Source organism: Cronobacter malonaticus LMG 23826, assembly GCF_001277215.2.
Taxonomy (GTDB): Bacteria; Pseudomonadota; Gammaproteobacteria; order Enterobacterales; family Enterobacteriaceae; genus Cronobacter; species Cronobacter malonaticus.
In genome coordinates this window covers 929,011-944,312 of sequence record NZ_CP013940.1, presented here as the reverse complement: position 1 = coordinate 944,312, position 15,302 = coordinate 929,011, and the positions used below count along the sequence as shown (strand labels likewise).

18 protein-coding genes are annotated in these 15,302 nt (G+C 58.9%); 2 read left to right on the top strand and 16 right to left on the bottom strand.

The annotated features are described in order from the left end of the window. Nucleotides 1–180: 180 nt before the first annotated feature. From sseB to trmJ, 11 genes are all read right to left on the bottom strand, one after another. Nucleotides 181–978 (bottom strand): enhanced serine sensitivity protein SseB, encoded by a 798-nt coding sequence (gene sseB, locus AFK66_RS04375; RefSeq protein ID WP_007777284.1) that lies wholly within the window; start codon nt 976–978, stop codon nt 181–183. A gap of 210 nt (nt 979–1,188) precedes the next feature. Next, the gene (gene pepB, locus AFK66_RS04370; RefSeq protein ID WP_032968353.1) at nt 1,189–2,475 is read right to left on the bottom strand and encodes an aminopeptidase PepB; all 1,287 of its coding nucleotides are present in this window, start codon (nt 2,473–2,475) and stop codon (nt 1,189–1,191) included. Nucleotides 2,476–2,538: 63 nt separating this feature from the next. Beyond that, entirely contained in the window at nt 2,539–2,739 is a 201-nt protein-coding gene (iscX, locus tag AFK66_RS04365) for a Fe-S cluster assembly protein IscX (protein ID WP_007777289.1), read from the bottom strand. Nucleotide 2,740: 1 nt separating this feature from the next. Beyond that, complete coding sequence (gene fdx, locus AFK66_RS04360; protein ID WP_004385928.1) at nt 2,741–3,076, bottom strand: ISC system 2Fe-2S type ferredoxin; 336 nt, start codon at nt 3,074–3,076, stop codon at nt 2,741–2,743. A 2-nt stretch (nt 3,077–3,078) separates the two neighbouring features. Continuing rightward, nucleotides 3,079–4,929, bottom strand: a complete 1,851-nt coding sequence (gene hscA, locus AFK66_RS04355) for a Fe-S protein assembly chaperone HscA (RefSeq protein WP_007777291.1) — start codon at nt 4,927–4,929, stop codon at nt 3,079–3,081. 15 nt (nt 4,930–4,944) lie between these two features. Further along, on the bottom strand, nt 4,945–5,460 hold the full coding sequence (gene hscB, locus AFK66_RS04350) for a co-chaperone HscB (RefSeq protein WP_007777296.1): 516 nt from the start codon (nt 5,458–5,460) through the stop codon (nt 4,945–4,947). 81 nt (nt 5,461–5,541) lie between these two features. Continuing rightward, nucleotides 5,542–5,865: an iron-sulfur cluster assembly protein IscA gene (gene iscA, locus AFK66_RS04345; RefSeq protein ID WP_004385926.1), complete on the bottom strand. Its 324-nt coding sequence runs from the start codon at nt 5,863–5,865 to the stop codon at nt 5,542–5,544. Between the two features lie 24 nt (nt 5,866–5,889). Beyond that, on the bottom strand, nt 5,890–6,276 hold the full coding sequence (gene iscU / locus AFK66_RS04340; protein WP_004385925.1) for a Fe-S cluster assembly scaffold IscU: 387 nt from the start codon (nt 6,274–6,276) through the stop codon (nt 5,890–5,892). Nucleotides 6,277–6,304: 28 nt separating this feature from the next. After that, nucleotides 6,305–7,519, bottom strand: coding sequence for a cysteine desulfurase (gene iscS, locus AFK66_RS04335; RefSeq protein WP_007777299.1), 1,215 nt, complete (start codon nt 7,517–7,519; stop codon nt 6,305–6,307). 116 nt (nt 7,520–7,635) lie between these two features. Beyond that, a complete protein-coding gene (iscR, locus tag AFK66_RS04330) occupies nt 7,636–8,124 on the bottom strand; it encodes a Fe-S cluster assembly transcriptional regulator IscR (protein ID WP_004385924.1) in 489 nt (162 codons plus the stop codon). 131 nt (nt 8,125–8,255) lie between these two features. After that, a complete protein-coding gene (trmJ, locus tag AFK66_RS04325) occupies nt 8,256–8,993 on the bottom strand; it encodes a tRNA (cytosine(32)/uridine(32)-2'-O)-methyltransferase TrmJ (RefSeq protein WP_007777303.1) in 738 nt (245 codons plus the stop codon). 121 nt (nt 8,994–9,114) lie between these two features. Between trmJ and suhB the strand changes: the two genes are divergently transcribed. After that, nucleotides 9,115–9,918, top strand: a complete 804-nt coding sequence (gene suhB / locus AFK66_RS04320) for an inositol-1-monophosphatase (protein WP_004385922.1) — start codon at nt 9,115–9,117, stop codon at nt 9,916–9,918. Nucleotides 9,919–10,159: 241 nt separating this feature from the next. Here the strand turns inward: suhB and AFK66_RS04315 are convergent, their stop codons facing one another. Further along, a complete protein-coding gene (locus tag AFK66_RS04315; protein ID WP_023898192.1) occupies nt 10,160–11,137 on the bottom strand; it encodes a nickel/cobalt transporter in 978 nt (325 codons plus the stop codon). Continuing rightward, nucleotides 11,128–11,775, bottom strand: a complete 648-nt coding sequence (locus AFK66_RS04310; protein WP_007777306.1) for a DUF1007 family protein — start codon at nt 11,773–11,775, stop codon at nt 11,128–11,130. Before AFK66_RS04310 ends, AFK66_RS04315 begins: the two co-directional genes overlap by 10 nt. Nucleotides 11,776–11,900: 125 nt before the next feature. Between AFK66_RS04310 and csiE the strand changes: the two genes are divergently transcribed. Continuing rightward, on the top strand, nt 11,901–13,181 hold the full coding sequence (gene csiE / locus AFK66_RS04305; protein WP_032968354.1) for a stationary phase inducible protein CsiE: 1,281 nt from the start codon (nt 11,901–11,903) through the stop codon (nt 13,179–13,181). Here csiE and AFK66_RS04300 read toward each other — a convergent pair. The 3 genes from AFK66_RS04300 to AFK66_RS04290 all read right to left on the bottom strand — a co-directional run bounded on the left by AFK66_RS04300 (nt 13,178) and on the right by AFK66_RS04290 (nt 15,236). Then, entirely contained in the window at nt 13,178–14,317 is a 1,140-nt protein-coding gene (locus AFK66_RS04300) for a 3-phenylpropionate MFS transporter (RefSeq protein WP_007777310.1), read from the bottom strand. The genes csiE and AFK66_RS04300 overlap by 4 nt on opposite strands. Nucleotides 14,318–14,440: 123 nt before the next feature. Further along, the gene (locus AFK66_RS04295) at nt 14,441–14,818 is read right to left on the bottom strand and encodes a carboxymuconolactone decarboxylase family protein (protein WP_007777314.1); all 378 of its coding nucleotides are present in this window, start codon (nt 14,816–14,818) and stop codon (nt 14,441–14,443) included. Between the two features lie 55 nt (nt 14,819–14,873). Further along, nucleotides 14,874–15,236, bottom strand: coding sequence for a MerR family transcriptional regulator (locus AFK66_RS04290; RefSeq protein ID WP_007777318.1), 363 nt, complete (start codon nt 15,234–15,236; stop codon nt 14,874–14,876). Between the last annotated feature and the right edge of the window lie 66 nt (nt 15,237–15,302).

Genomic DNA, 15,302 nt, shown 5'->3' with positions numbered 1-15,302 from the left:
GAATAGTTCCCTGCCTGTGATTAACACAGTTAACGAGATTGCATTCGCAGGGAGGATACGAACGGGAAAGCTTAACAAAGCGAGCCCGCAGGCGCGGCCTACCAGAATTTGGCTTGCTACTAAAAACAATGTGTTAACGGGAAAGAAAAACGCGGCATTGAGTGCCGCGTGAAGGGTATGTCAGATAATGCGGTTTTGTTTGAAATCGCGCAGGAAGCTGCCCCAGCGGCGTTCGTAGAACGGCGTCAGGTGCGCCATCATAAAGTGGCTGATGCCCTTCTCACCTTCCACCACCTGGCAGATATCCACCGGCTCGTCGCCGGGCAGGGTGTCGGTCGCTACGCTGCCAGCGGCGTTAATCACCGGCTCGATGTCGCCGTCCGCCTCAATGCCGATAAGATAGTTCGCGGGCTCGTCGGCGTGCTCTTTTAAAAGGCACAAATACGCGCGTTTTACCGTTTTCATCTCTTTGAACAGTACGGTCAATGATTCGATCATTTGCGCAGGCGGTTCGGCCACTTCGGAAAGCAGCAGCGACGCGCCGCCTTCCAGCACTTCCTGCTGGCTGAGCGCCGAACCTTCCGGGCTTATCAGGTGGCGAATCTCATTGGGCGTAAACTCTTTGCCGGTTGGCAGTTTGGCGTTAAGGAACAGCGTTTCGCCAAGCGTCATTTCAAAGAGCGTGCGCACCGGCATCGCCACGAAAGCCTGCTCGCCTTCCACCGCCTGTTCCAGCGCAGCAGGAGAGCTAAAGAAAGGGATCACCGACGTGCCGTCGTCTTTTTCCCAGTGCTGAAGATCCACCGCGCTTTCAGCGACCACCGCTTCGCCATCCGCCGCTTCGCCTGGCACCCAGACGGTGGATTCCAGCAGCGTGCGGAAAAACGCCGGACGGAACGCAGGCTCCGCCGCGGCCTTTTCCAGCAGGATTTCGAGTTCGTTTTTTTCTGCGTTGTTTTCGTTTTTCGTTTCGGACATAGCTTTTAATTTGTCATTGATGAGCGAGAGGAAAGCCTCTCGCTCCGGCCCTCTCCTGCCGGAGAGGGGGAAGCGTTAATGGTGATGTAAGGCGGATAAAGCAGCGCAATCATCGCTTCACATTATTATCGCGTTGGTGGGTGCGCTTCGCTTACCCACCCTACAGGAATAACACGTTGTTTGCAGGGCGGGTACCCGCCACGCCCGCCCTTACTCGCCGGTCAGCAGATTCGCCAGCGTGCGCACGCCGATGCCGGTCGCGCCCGCCGCCCACTGCTCCACCGCCGCTTTACGATACGTGGCGGAACAGTCGATATGCAGCCAGCCCTGCTGGTAGTTTTCGACAAAGTGCGACAGGAAACCCGCCGCGGTGCTGGCGCCCGCCGGATACGCGCCGCCCGCCGTGTTGTTGAGCTCGGCAAAGTTCGACGGCAACTGGTTGCGGTGAAACTCCGCCAGCGGCAGACGCCAGAAGGCTTCGTTTTCAGCCTGCGCGCTTTGCAGCAGACGGTTCGCCAGCGCGTCGTCAAAGCTAAACAGCGCATGGTAATCGTTGCCGAGCGCCGTTTTGGCAGCACCGGTCAGCGTCGCGGCGTCGATAATTAGCTCCGGCTTCTGAGCGCTGGCGTCGATCAGCCCGTCCGCCAGCACCAGACGCCCTTCCGCGTCGGTGTTCATCACTTCCACGGTTTTGCCGTTGCGGTAGCGAATGATATCGCCCAGACGGAAGGCGTTGCCGCTAATCATGTTATCCGCGCAGCAGAGGATAAGCTTCACGCGCTTGTTCAGGCCGCGCGTAATGGCGAACGCCAGCGAGCCGGTCACCAGCGCCGCGCCGCCCATATCGGACTTCATCGAATCCATAAACGCGGTCTGCTTGATGCTGTAACCGCCGGAGTCAAACGTAATGCCTTTGCCGACGAGGCAGGCATAGACCGGCGCGTTCGCATCGCCCGTCGGGTTAAAATCGAGCGCCAGCAGTACCGGCGGGCGTTCAGAGCCGCGGCCTACGGTGTGCAGGCCCATGTAGTTCTGCTCGCGCAGATCCTCGCCTTTGGTGATGCGGTAGCTCACGCGCTCGCCGCCGACATCCGCCAGCAGATCAACCGCGCGCTGCGCCAGGTGTTCTGGCCCCATCTCTTCCGCCGGGGCGTTGATAACATCGCGCACCCAGTCGATGACTTTCAGGCGGTTGTTCAGCTCTTTCTGCTGCGCGTCGTCAAGCGGCGCCCAGGTGACGGTGCGTTTGCCTTTCGGGCCGCGATAGCCCATCCAGAACGCCCAGCTTTTCTCCACATCCCAGCCATCGCCGGCAAGCTCAACGTGCTTGAGCCCCTGGCCGTCGATTTTTCGCCCGGCGCGCTGAATCAAACCGAGATCGTCTTTGCCCGTCAGGTGCAGAGCGATACCGTCTTGCGTAAAACTGTACAGTGCTTTTTCGCCCCAGCGAGCATCGGCAGGCTCACGGGAAAGGGTAATCTTCATGGCTTCGGTCATTTTATTTTCCTTATATTGCCTGATGCGCAACGAAAACGGGCCGCCTTCTGGCAGCCCGTTGCGTTATTCTGCTTCGTCTAACCAGACCAGCAGTATAGCCTCTAAAATCTTTTCATTAGAGGCCTGTGGATCGTCATCGAAATCTTCGAGGTCGCAGATCCACTGGTGCATATCGGTAAAACGCACGGTTTTCGGATCCACGTCCGGGCGGCTGTCATACAGCGCCTCGCCGATTTCGCGGCTGTCGGTCCATTTCAGTCCCATATTAATGCTCCCTGGCGTGGTTGATGGTGTAACGCGGCATCTCCACCACCAGATCTTCGTCCGTGACGCGCGCCTGGCAGCTCAGACGGCTTTCCGGCTCCAGACCCCACGCTTTATCCAGCATGTCGTCTTCATCTTCGGTGCTTTCCGGCAGCGAATCGAAACCTTCACGCACGATGCAGTGGCAGGTGGTGCAGGCGCACGATTTCTCACAGGCGTGTTCAATTTCAATGCCGTTGCGCAGCGCAACGTCAAGAATGGTTTCACCGCTTTGCGCTTCCAGTACTGCGCCATCAGGGCAAAGATCCTGATGAGGCAAAAAAACAATCTTAGGCATTATTAAACCTCGTCAACGGAGTGGCCTTTCAGCGCCTGACGGATGGATTCATCCATGCGGCGAGCGGCAAACTCCTGGGTCTGTTTATCTGTATTTTTTATGGCGTCTTCAATGGCGCTGGCGTCGTCGCCTTCCGCGGCGGCGCGCAACTGCGCCATCGCGTCATCAATGGCGGCGCGCTCGGTCGCGCTAAGCAGCGCACCGTCGCTTTTCAGCGCGCCGTCGAGACTTTCCAGCACTCGTGCGGCTTCCACTTTCTGCTCGGCGAGCATACGTGCCTGCACGTCCTGCTCGGCAAAGCTCATGGAGTCCTGAATCATGCTGGCGATTTCGCCGTCGGTCAGCCCGTAGGACGGTTTCACCTGAATGGAGGCTTCCACACCGGTGGATTTCTCCATCGCCGTCACGCTCAGCAGGCCATCAGCATCTACCTGGAAGGTGACGCGGATATGCGCGCCGCCTGCTGGCATCGCCGGGATGCCGCGCAGCGTAAAGCGCGCAAGCGATCGGCAATCCTGCACCAGTTCACGCTCGCCCTGCATGACGTGAATCGCCATCGCGGTCTGGCCATCTTTAAAGGTGGTGAACTCCTGCGCGCGCGCCACCGGGATCGTGGTATTGCGCGGGATGACTTTCTCCACCAGGCCGCCCATGGTTTCAAGACCGAGCGACAGCGGGATAACGTCCAGCAGCAGCATTTCGCTGTCCGGCTTGTTGCCCACCAGAATATCGGCCTGGATAGCCGCGCCAATGGCGACCACACGATCCGGGTCTATGGAGGTAAGCGGCGTGCGGCCAAAAAACTCGCCGACGCGCTCGCGCACCAGCGGCACGCGGGTTGAACCGCCTACCATGACCACTTCCAGCACGTCGCTTGCTTCCACGCCCGCGTCTTTCAGCGCGCGACGGCATGAGAGCAGCGTGCGCTTGACCAGCGGCGCGATAAGTTCATTGAACTGCTCGCGGGTAATACTGCCCTGCCAGCCTGCCACGTTCACCTGCGCGACATCGGCGTCGCTGAGTTCGATTTTCGCCTGGGTGGCGGCGTCGAGCAGCTGGCGCTGAATGCGGTTGTCGCTGCGATCGGTGATACCCGCCTGCTCGCGAATATAATCCGCCAGCAGATGGTCGAAATCGTCGCCGCCGAGCGCGGAATCGCCGCCCGTCGCCAGCACTTCAAACACGCCGCGGCTTAAGCGCAGCACGGAGATATCAAACGTGCCGCCGCCTAAATCGTAGACGGCGATAACGCCTTCCTGACCGGAATCGAGGCCGTAGGCGATCGCCGCCGCGGTCGGTTCATTCAGCAGGCGCAGCACATGCAGCCCGGCAAGACGCGCGGCGTCTTTGGTGCCCTGGCGCTGCGCATCGTCAAAGTAGGCCGGAACGGTGATGACTACGCCGTCGAGATCGCCCGCCAGCGCTTCACGCGCGCGTTCGGCCAGGGCTTTGAGAATATCGGCGGAGACGCGTACCGGGTTCAACAGCCCTGCCGGGGTATCGATCATCGGCAGGCCGTTTTCGCTCGCGCGCAGCTGATACGGCAGATGCGGGTAGCGCGCCTGAATGTCGGCGAGGGAGCGGCCCATCAGACGCTTCACGGAGCTGATGGTGTTTACCGGATCGTCCGCCGCCTGGGCGCGGGCGTCATAACCTACGTTATAGCCCTGTGCCTGGTAGTGCACCACGGACGGCAGCAGGTGACGCCCCTGATGGTCGGCCAGCGTTTCCGGCTGGCCGCTGCGAACCGTTGCGACCAGCGAATGCGTGGTGCCAAGATCGATGCCCGCCGCCAGTCTGCGCTGGTGCGGCGCGCTACTCATGCCGGGCTCACTGATTTGTAATAAGGCCATGTTGAGCTTCCAGAATTAAAAATCGAGCCACTTTTCTTCGAGTTGTTCTGACTGGCTTAACAGCTTGTCGAGAAAACGCAGCTTGCGTACCGTATCGGCCGCCTGCGCCCACGCGCCGTCATCCAGCTCCGTGACCATATGCTGATGGCGTTCCTGATACATTGCTTTGACGTTACGGACGAAGGCTTCGAGGCGGTCGGCGTCTTTGGCCTGCTCAATCTCATCCAGCGCTTCGCGAAGCTCCAGTTGCTCCATCAGAAACGCGGTGTCGCGCACGGTGTGCTGTTCATTCGCCAGATCAAAGCCGTGCAGAGAGAGCAGATATTCCGCGCGCGTCAGCGGATGGCGCAGCGTTTGCCATGCCTGATTGATAGTGGCGGATTGCGAGAGCGCCGCCAGTTGTTCGGCCTGGGAGCGGCTGGCGTATTTATCGGGGTGATACTGACGTTGCAGATCCTGGTAACGAGCCGCCAGTTGGGCACTGTCCAGCGCATAACGGGCCTGCAGCCCAAAGAGGGTGAAGTAATCCATAACAGTCTCGGGGTCAGTCAACGTGATAAAGCAAATACCCCGCCTGCGGCTGGTGCAGACGGGGAGAGGCGGGAAAGATTATCAGACGTTAAAGCTTTCGCCGCAGCCGCACTCATCTTTAACGTTCGGGTTGGTGAATTTAAACCCTTCGTTCAGGCCTTCTTTGACGAAGTCCAGCTGAGTGCCATTAAGGAATTGCAGGCTTTTACCATCGACCACCACCTTCACGCCCTTGTCTTCGAACACCGTATCTTCTGGCTGCGGCGCGTCAACAAATTCCAGCACATAGGCCATGCCGGAACAGCCGGACGTACGCACGCCAAGACGCAGGCCAAAACCTTTACCGCGGTTGGCCAGGAAAGCGTTGACGCGCGCGGCGGCGGTGTCGCTAAGGGTAATCGACATACTACAACCTCAACTCATCAATGATTATTTTGCTTCACGTTTGCTTTTATAGTCCGCAATAGCGGCTTTGATGGCGTCTTCCGCCAGGATAGAGCAGTGAATTTTTACCGGCGGCAGTTCGAGTTCGTCTGCGATGTCGGTATTTTTAATTGCCTGCGCTTCGTCCAGGGATTTGCCTTTGACCCACTCGGTGACCAGCGAGCTGGACGCGATAGCGGAGCCGCAGCCGTAGGTTTTGAAGCGTGCGTCTTCAATGATACCTTCATTGTTGACTTTGATCTGCAACTTCATCACGTCGCCGCACGCCGGCGCGCCGACCATGCCGCTGCCGACGTTGTCGTCGTTGTTATCAAAAGAGCCGACGTTGCGCGGGTTTTCGTAATGATCGATGACTTTTTCGCTGTATGCCATGTGTTATTTCTCCTGAATCCGATACCGATTAATGATGAGCCCATTCGATGGTGGTTAAATCCACGCCCTGCTTAAACATCTCCCACAGCGGAGAGAGGTCGCGCAGACGGCCGATAGATTTGCGAACCAGTTCGATGGTGTAGTCGATCTCTTCTTCAGTCGTGAAACGGCCCAGAGAGAAACGGATAGAGCTGTGCGCCAGTTCGTCATTCATACCCAGCGCGCGCAGCACGTAAGACGGCTCGAGGCTCGCAGAGGTACAGGCGGAACCTGAGGATACCGCCAGGTCTTTCAGCGCCATGATCAGCGACTCGCCTTCAACATAGTTGAAGCTCACGTTCAGGATGGTCGGAACGCCCTGCTCAAGATCGCCGTTCAGGTAAACTTCTTCGATATCTTTGATGCCGTTCCACAGACGGTTACGCAGACCGCGCAGACGTTCCATTTCGCTCGCCATCTCTTCTTTCGCGATACGATAGGCTTCGCCCATGCCGACTATCTGGTGAACCGGCAGCGTACCGGAACGCATACCGCGCTCGTGACCGCCGCCGTGCATCTGCGCTTCGATGCGGATACGCGGTTTACGACGCACGTAGAGCGCGCCGATGCCTTTCGGGCCATAGATTTTGTGACCAGTGAAGGACATCAGATCCACTTTCAGCTGGGTCAGGTCGATAGGCAGTTTGCCCACGCTCTGAGTAGCGTCAACGTGATAGATGATACCGCGCGCGCGGCACATTTCGCCGATGGTCGCGATATCCTGCACCACGCCGATTTCGTTGTTCACGTGCATGATGGACACCAGGATGGTGTCGTCACGCATCGCGGCTTCGAGTTCTTTAAGATCGATAATGCCGTTGCTCTGCGGGGCGAGGTAAGTCACCTCAAAGCCTTCGCGCTCCAGCTGACGGCAGGTATCCAGCACCGCTTTATGCTCGGTTTTGCTGGTGATGATGTGCTTGCCTTTTTTCTGGTAGAAATTAGCCGCACCTTTGATAGCGAGGTTGTCGGATTCGGTCGCGCCAGAGGTAAAGACGATTTCACGCGGGTCGGCGCCAATCAGATCGGCCACCTGGTTACGGGCGATATCCACCGCCTCTTCCGCCTGCCAGCCGAAACGGTGGGAGCGGGAGGCCGGGTTACCGAAGGTTCCGTCCATCGTTAAAAACTGCATCATTTTCTCGGCGACGCGCGGGTCCACCGGCGTGGTCGCGGAGTAATCGAGGTAAATCGGTAATTTCATTGCTCTTAAGCTCCGTACATCTCAAAGCGGTGAATCAGGCAGCCGGCTGGATGTACGCCGCAGTCTACAGGATGCCGGAGCTTCCTGGCCTGATTCGGGAAAAGCGTATTATTTTTTTAAGCGCGCAGTTTGACGTCGATAGCGTCCTGAGCGCGGGTCGGGCGATGGGCTTCATTATGCTGACGGTCAGAGACGTCCAGCACTTCCTGGTTGTTCACCAGTTCACCTAAGGTAATGTTGTTCAGAAAACCGGTCAGGCGGTCGCTCAGATCGCGCCATAGCGCGTGGGTCAGGCATTTATCGCCGCCCTGGCAGCCGCCTTTGCCCTGACAACGGGTCGCATCGACAGACTCATCAACGGCGCTAATCACTTCACCAACCGCAATCTGGCCCGCGTCTTTACCCAGCAGATAACCGCCGCCCGGACCACGCACGCTGGCCACCAGGCCATTTTTACGCAGACGAGAGAACAGCTGCTCCAGATAAGAAAGGGAGATACCCTGACGTTCAGAAATATCTGCCAACGGTACCGGACCGGATTCGGAGTTGAGCGCAACGTCAAGCATTGCGGTCACGGCATAGCGCCCTTTAGATGTCAGTCTCATGTCTTACTTAACCTCAAGCTCGCCCCTCGACGCGGGGGTTTTTATGAAAATGGGGGTATTGCATAGCAGGCGCAAGTCTGACATTCCCGAGTAAAATGGTCAACTATTTACCCGAGTATTTTACTCAAGTATTACGGCTTCTCATTACGGCTGCTTTCTATCGACGCCAGCATGCCGCGCAGGATGTTAAGTTCCTGACTTTCCGGGCGTGCGCGGGTAAAAAGACGGCGTAATTTGTTCATCACCTGGCCGGGATGATTCGGGCGAATGAAGCCAGTTGAGAGCAAAACTTGCTCAAGATGACCGTAAAAACGCTCCAGATCGTCCACCAGCGGATACGGGGTTTCTTCTTCATTATGCGCAGGCGTTTGGGCGTCCTGCGTGGCGAGCCACGCCATGCGCACTTCGTAGGCGATTACCTGCACCGCCATCGCGAGATTGAGCGAGCTGTACTCCGGGTTCGCCGCGATTGCCACGTGATAGTGGCACTTTTGCAGTTCGTCGTTAGTCAGCCCCACGCGCTCGCGGCCAAACACAATCGCCACCGGCGCGTGCGCCGCTTCAGAGACGCTTTTCAGCCCGCATTCGCGCGGATCGAGCATCGGCCATGGCAGCGTGCGCGAACGCGCGCTGGTACCAACGACCAGGCTGCACCCCGCCAGCGCTTCATCCAGCGTATCGACGATGCTGGCGTTGCCAATCACATCGCTGGCACCGGCGGCGAGCGCGATGGCCTGGGAATCCGGTTTCACCAGCGGATTAACCAGCCACAGGTTGGTGAGGCCCATGGTTTTCATGGCGCGGGCAACAGAACCCATGTTGCCGGTGTGTGAGGTTTCAACCAGCACGATACGAATGTTTTGCAGCATAGCGACTCAGTATCCGAAAAGAATATCCACGCATCTTATCATAAACCTGAGACATATTCCGAACCCTCTGCTATAATCCGCGCCGTTTTCCCGTTCTTTAACATCCAGTGAGAGAAACCTGATGCATCCGATGCTCAACATCGCCGTGCGTGCTGCGCGCAAGGCCGGAAATTTTATCGCCAAAAACTACGAAACCCCGGACGCCGTAGAGACCAGCCAGAAAGGCAGCAACGACTTTGTGACGAACGTGGATAAAGGCGCAGAGCGCATTATTATCGACACCATTCGCCAGTCCTACCCGCAACACACCATCATCACCGAAGAAAGCGGTGAACACGCCGGCACCGAGCAGGATATTCAATGGGTTATCGATCCGCTGGATGGCACCACCAACTTCGTTAAACGTCTCCCGCACTTCGCGGTTTCTATCGCTGTACGCATTAAAGGCCGCGCGGAAGTCGCCGTGGTTTACGATCCGATGCGTAACGAACTCTTCACCGCCGTTCGCGGCCAGGGCGCGCAGCTTAACGGCTACCGTCTGCGCGGCAGCACCGCTCGCGATCTGGACGGCACCATTCTGGCGACCGGCTTCCCGTTCAAAGCCAAACAGCACGCCACGCCGTACATGAATATCGTGACCAAACTGTTTACCCAGTGCGCTGATTTCCGCCGCACCGGCTCTGCCGCGCTGGATCTGTCCTATGTGGCCGCAGGCCGTGTGGATGGTTACTTTGAGATTGGCCTGAAGCCATGGGATTTCGCCGCAGGCGAGCTGCTGGTGCGTGAGGCTGGCGGTCTGGTATGCGATTTCGTCGGTGGTCATAACTACCTGACGACCGGCAACATCGTGGCTGGCAACCCGCGCGTCGTGAAAGCGATGCTTAGCAATATGCGCGATGAGCTGAGCGAAGCGCTGAAGCGTTAATCGCTTCCCGGCAAGAAAAAGGCAGGTACGCGAGAGCGGCCTGCCTTTTTTGTTGGTTTTTTTATGGCGCGTGAGATTTCGTGACCCGGTGGGTGCGCTACGCTTACCCACCCTACTTACTGACCGGTGCGCTACGCTTACCCACCCTACTTACTGACCGGTGCGCCGCGCTTACCCACCCTACATTCAACCCGCTAATCTCGTAGGGCGGGTAAGCGAATGCGCACCCGCCGTGCCGCGTTTAAAACGGCCGTAACCCTTGCGCGACGGGCGCTGCGCCTGACCACATCACCAGCGCGGCGACAACCAACACCACGCCGCCGGCGAGCGCCAGCGTCGCCCCGCCCGTTCGCCGCCACAACGGGGGCGTTTTCTGCCCGCCAAGCCGCGCCGCCAGATGCCGGAAGCTGTGCACAAACAGCGCGATGGCTGAGATAGTTAATGACGTTCCCGCCGCCATCGCCAGCGCTGACGCCACACCCCAGCTAAACACCCCAATCACTTTACTGAACAACAGCACCATCAGCGCGCCGGAACAGGGCCGCATCCCCATCGAGAGCACCACCATCAGCCTCGCGCGCCAGTCCTCACCGCGCTCAAGCTGCGCCTGCGACGGCACATGCTGATGCCCGCAGCCGCAGGTGTTGCTGTGCGTATGGTGTGGCGTAAACGCGGTAAACACCGGACGCCGCACCAGCCCGCGCAGCGTTTTCACCGCACGCCAGCAAAGCAGCAACCCCAGCGCGCCGACCATCAGATAGCTCCCCTTCTCCAGCCAGTAGCCGCTCAGATGCAGTTGCCGCGCGGGCAGAGCCAGCACCGTCAGCACTACCGTCACCAGCGCAATCGCCACCAGCCCCTGCAGCAATGACGACGCGAACGTCAGTTGCAGGCTGGTTTTCAGGCGCGACGGATGCGTGGCAAGCCAGGTGGCGATCACGACTTTGCCATGGCCCGGCCCCAGCGCGTGCAGCACACCATAAACAAAGCTAAACAGCAGCAGCGAACTGCCCGCGCGCGTCGGGTTTTCCGCCACCTGTTGAAGCAGTGCACTCATCTCGCGATTAATATCGCGCTGCCAGACGGTGCTTTTCATCAGTACCTGCGGCCATTCAAGCCACAGCCAGGCGCCCGCGCCGATCGCCAGCACAACAAACAGCGCCAGCGGCCAGAAGTGCAGCCAGCGGCGGGTCGCGAGCGGCGTTGAAATCACTGACATTGCAACGTCACCTCCTGAGCGAATTGTTTACCCAAATCCATATCTTCCGGCGGCGCATCGGATTTATCGAGCGACAGCGCGAAATCCTGCACGGCCGCATCCGGCTGCGGCGTTTTCACCGCCACGTTGCAGCGCTCCCGCAGTTCATCACTGAGCGTCACATCGCCTGGTGCGTCATAACTCATCGACACATAATAGGTGGGATCAAACGTGGCGAACGTATAGCGCGCGCCCGAGGCTTTTTGCGGATGCGCAAGCGGCAGCGTAAAGGTCAGTACCGCCTGATGCCCCTCCCGCGCCAGACCATACGCCAGCGGCGTGGCGGCGAATTTCACCTTCTGCCCGTTATGCCAGAACTCGGTGAAATAGTGCTGTCCGATCACATTCGCCATCACTTCCGCCGCCAGCTTTTTCCACACCGGCGAACCGGGCGCGGCGTCGCCTGCGTCATACAGTAGATCCGCTGAAGTGATTTCATCCATTTTCCAGCGCATTTTCAGCGCCGTTATCTGTCCCGCTTCGCTGACGATGTCGGTTTTCAACGAGATAAAGCTGTGCGGATGTGCCAGCGCCTCCCGCGCCGGAACCAGCGATACTACAGCCGCAGCACACATTAACCGGTAAAGACGAGCGCTCATTATCTTCCTCTGGCGAAAAATTCTGTGAGCCAGCCAGAATTCCGCGATCAAACTGGGCACCCTGAACGGCATTCAATAATCCTTTAGCTATTCTTAGCAATATTCTCACTCACTGGACTAAACGGATGATGACTCTGCTCTGCCCTCCACCATCTGTGCTTTCCAGTCCGCAGCGCCGCTGCCAGGTACTTTTAATGCTCTATCTGCCGGGGCAAACCATCACGCCGGAAATGTTAGGCCGGCTGAATGGCGTTGACGGCGCCATCGCCCGTCAGGACATTGCCGAAACCGACGACGAAATTAAGCGGTATCACCGCCTGAGTATTATCACCCAGCAGGACGGCAGCTACCGGATTGAAGGCACAGCGTTAGACAGACGCCTTTGCCTGCTGCACTGGTTGCGCCGGGCGCTGCGCCTGTGCCCCGAGTTTATCCAGCAGCATTTCACGCCCGCGCTGAAAAACGAACTGCGCCAGCACGGCATCGCGACGGCGCTGTATGACGATACGAATTTACACGCGCTGGTCAACCTCTGCGCGCGCCGTCTGAACCGACAGTTCGAGCCGCGCGACGTGCAGTTCCTGCGTCTCTACCTGCAATACTGCCTGGTGCAGCATCATTACGGCCAGACGCCGGAATTCACCGAACCACAACAGCTCTGGATGCGCGCCCGCGCCGAGTTTCTCGCCGCGCAGGAGATAGTCCGCCACTGGCAGCGCCGCGTCGCCCAGTCGCCGCACGTGAACGAACACTGCTTCCTGGCACTGCTGTTTATGATGCTGCGCACGCCCGATCCGCTGCGCGACGCACACCCGGAAGATCATCGTCTGCGTCACGCCGTGCTTTCGCTGATTGCCCGCTTTCGCGAGCTCTCCGGCATGGCGTTCAGCGATGAACAAGGGCTTGCGGATCAGCTCTATATTCATCTCTGCCAGGCGCTTGACCGCAGCCTGTTCGGCATCGGTATCGATAACGCGCTGCCGGAAGAGATTAACCGTCTCTATCCGCGCCTGATGCGCACCACGCGCAAAGCGTTTGATAGCTTTGAAGAAGAGTACCGGGTGACGTTTTCTGATGAAGAAGTGGGGCTTGTGGCGGTGATTTTCGGCGCGTGGCTGATGCAGGAGGCGGATCTGCATGAAAAACAGGTGCTGCTGCTGACGGGCAACGACCCTGCGCTTGAGGCAGAAATCGAGCAGCAGCTACGGGAACTCACCCTGCTGCCGCTCAACATTAAACACCTCACGCTGCATACCTTCCAGCAGGAAGGCGCGCCGAAAGAGGTGGCGCTGATTGTGACGCCATACACCACCTCGCTGCCGCTCTTCTCGCCGCCGCTCATTCACGCGACGCTGCCGTTCGGTGAACACCAGCAGCAGCGGATACGCGAGATTCTGGAAGCTTAAGCGCGCGCCACGACTTTCGGGCGCAGGAAGAGCGCGGGCAGCGCAACCAGCGCCATCACCCAGAAGACGCCGCCTGCAAGGTGTTGATACAGGAAGCCTGCGAAGACGGTCATCACCGCAATCCCGCCGCCCATCGCGACGGCGGAGTAGACCGACTGTAGCCGGATGACTTCCGAGCCTTCGCGGGCGGCGATATAGCGCATCGCCGCCAGATGACAGATGGAGAAGCTCCCGCAGTGCAGGATCTGCGCCACGATGAGCCACGGCAGCGCGGTCGTCCAGCCCATCATTCCCCAGCGGATAATCCCCAGCACGCCGGAGAGCAGCAGCAGATCGCGCGCGCCAAACCGGCTGAACAGCCGTTTACTGAGCGCGAAGATAATAATTTCCGCTACCACGCCGAGCGACCAGAGATATCCCACGACCGAGGCGGAATAGCCTTTGCTCTGCCAGTAAATGGCGCTGAAACCGTAATAGGCAGCGTGCGCCCCCTGAAGCAGGCTTACGCAGGCGAGAAAACGCCAGTTTTCAACGATCAACCTGCGCCATACCGGCCAGCCGGCGGCCTCGTTATGACGCGCTTCGCCCTGCGGCATGACCGAGGGTTTCAGCAGCATCCCGATAAGCATTGACGCCACGCCGAGCGACAGCAGCGCCAGAATGGCGCGGTAATCGTAGACGCTCACCAGCTTGCCGGTGAGCGCCGAGCCAATCACAAACGCCAGCGATCCCCACAGGCGCACGCGCCCGTAGTCCATCGCTATCTGGCGCTGCCAGGTGGCGGCGAGCGCGTCGGTGAGCGGCACCAGCGGCGAGAAAAAGAGGTTAAAGCCCACCAGCACGACAAACAGCCAGGCGGTCTGATGCCCGAACCAGAAGCCAAGCGCGAAAACGAGCGTCAGCAGCGCAAGCAGGCGCAGCGCAAACACTAAACGGGAAGGGTCTTTGACGCGGGGCGCCAGCAGCAGGCTACCAAGAAAACGTGCGATCAGCCCGGAGCCGAGCAAAAGGCCGATAGTTTCCGGCGCGACGCCAACGCCTGCGAGCCAGACGCTCCAGAACGGCAGGAAAATACCGTAGCTGAAAAAATAGGTGAAATAGCTGAGCGCCAGCCAGCGCGTGGATTGCAACACCATGAGTCCCTCCCGTTTCGCAGGCGTTAGTCTGGCGGGAAAGCGCAGGGGTTGCAAGCGATGCATAACACGTTAATAACAATTCGCTTTTACTGTGTAATGAGGCCGCCACGGCGGCCTGTCCTGTCAGACGCCCGCCTCGGCAAAGACCTTTTTGGCGGTGAACATCGCATTCAGCGCCGCCGGAAAACCGGCATAGAGCGCCATCTGGATGATGACTTCAATAATCTCTTCGCGGGTGCAGCCGACGTTCAGCGCGGCATGTAGATGCACCGCCAGCTGCGGCTGCGCGTGCCCAAGCGCGGTGAGCGCCGCGACGGTCGCGAGCTCCCGGCTTTTTAGCGACAGACCTGGCCTGCTGTAAACATCGCCAAACCCGAATTCTATGACGTAGCGCCCCAGATCCGGCGCGATATCGGCCAGCGCTTTAATGACATTTTCTCCTGCCGCGCCGTCGATTTCCGACAGTCGCGCAAGGCCTGCTTCATAACGTGATGAGGTCATACCGTTCTCCTTTTGTGTGGTTGAGATAACGGTAAGACTTCGAGTTAACTCCAGGTCAAGCGCTGTTTTTTAACAGCGTTTCATCGTAGTACGCCATTTTCTCTTTCAGGCGCGCCAGATGGTCAGCCTGCTCCGCGAGCCGGGCTTCGAGCCGCTGCGCGTGATGCGCCAGCAGTTCACGGCGTGCGCCAGCGGTCGATTCCCCTTGTGCGCGCAGCCTGGCGTAGCGCTGGATCTCCTCCAGCGGCATATCGGTCACTTTCAGACGTTTAATAAACGCCGCCCAGTCGAGATCCGAACGAGAATAGTCGCGATGCCCGCTGGCGTTGCGCGCCGGCACCAGCAGCCCCAGCTTTTCGTAATAGCGCAGCGTATGAACGCCAAGCCCCGTCAGCGTCGCGAATGCCTGAATACGCATGGCCGCCTCCTGTCTACCGTTGCCCCATAAAAAAAGGCCGCGCGAGGCGGCCTTCTGAGAGATGTG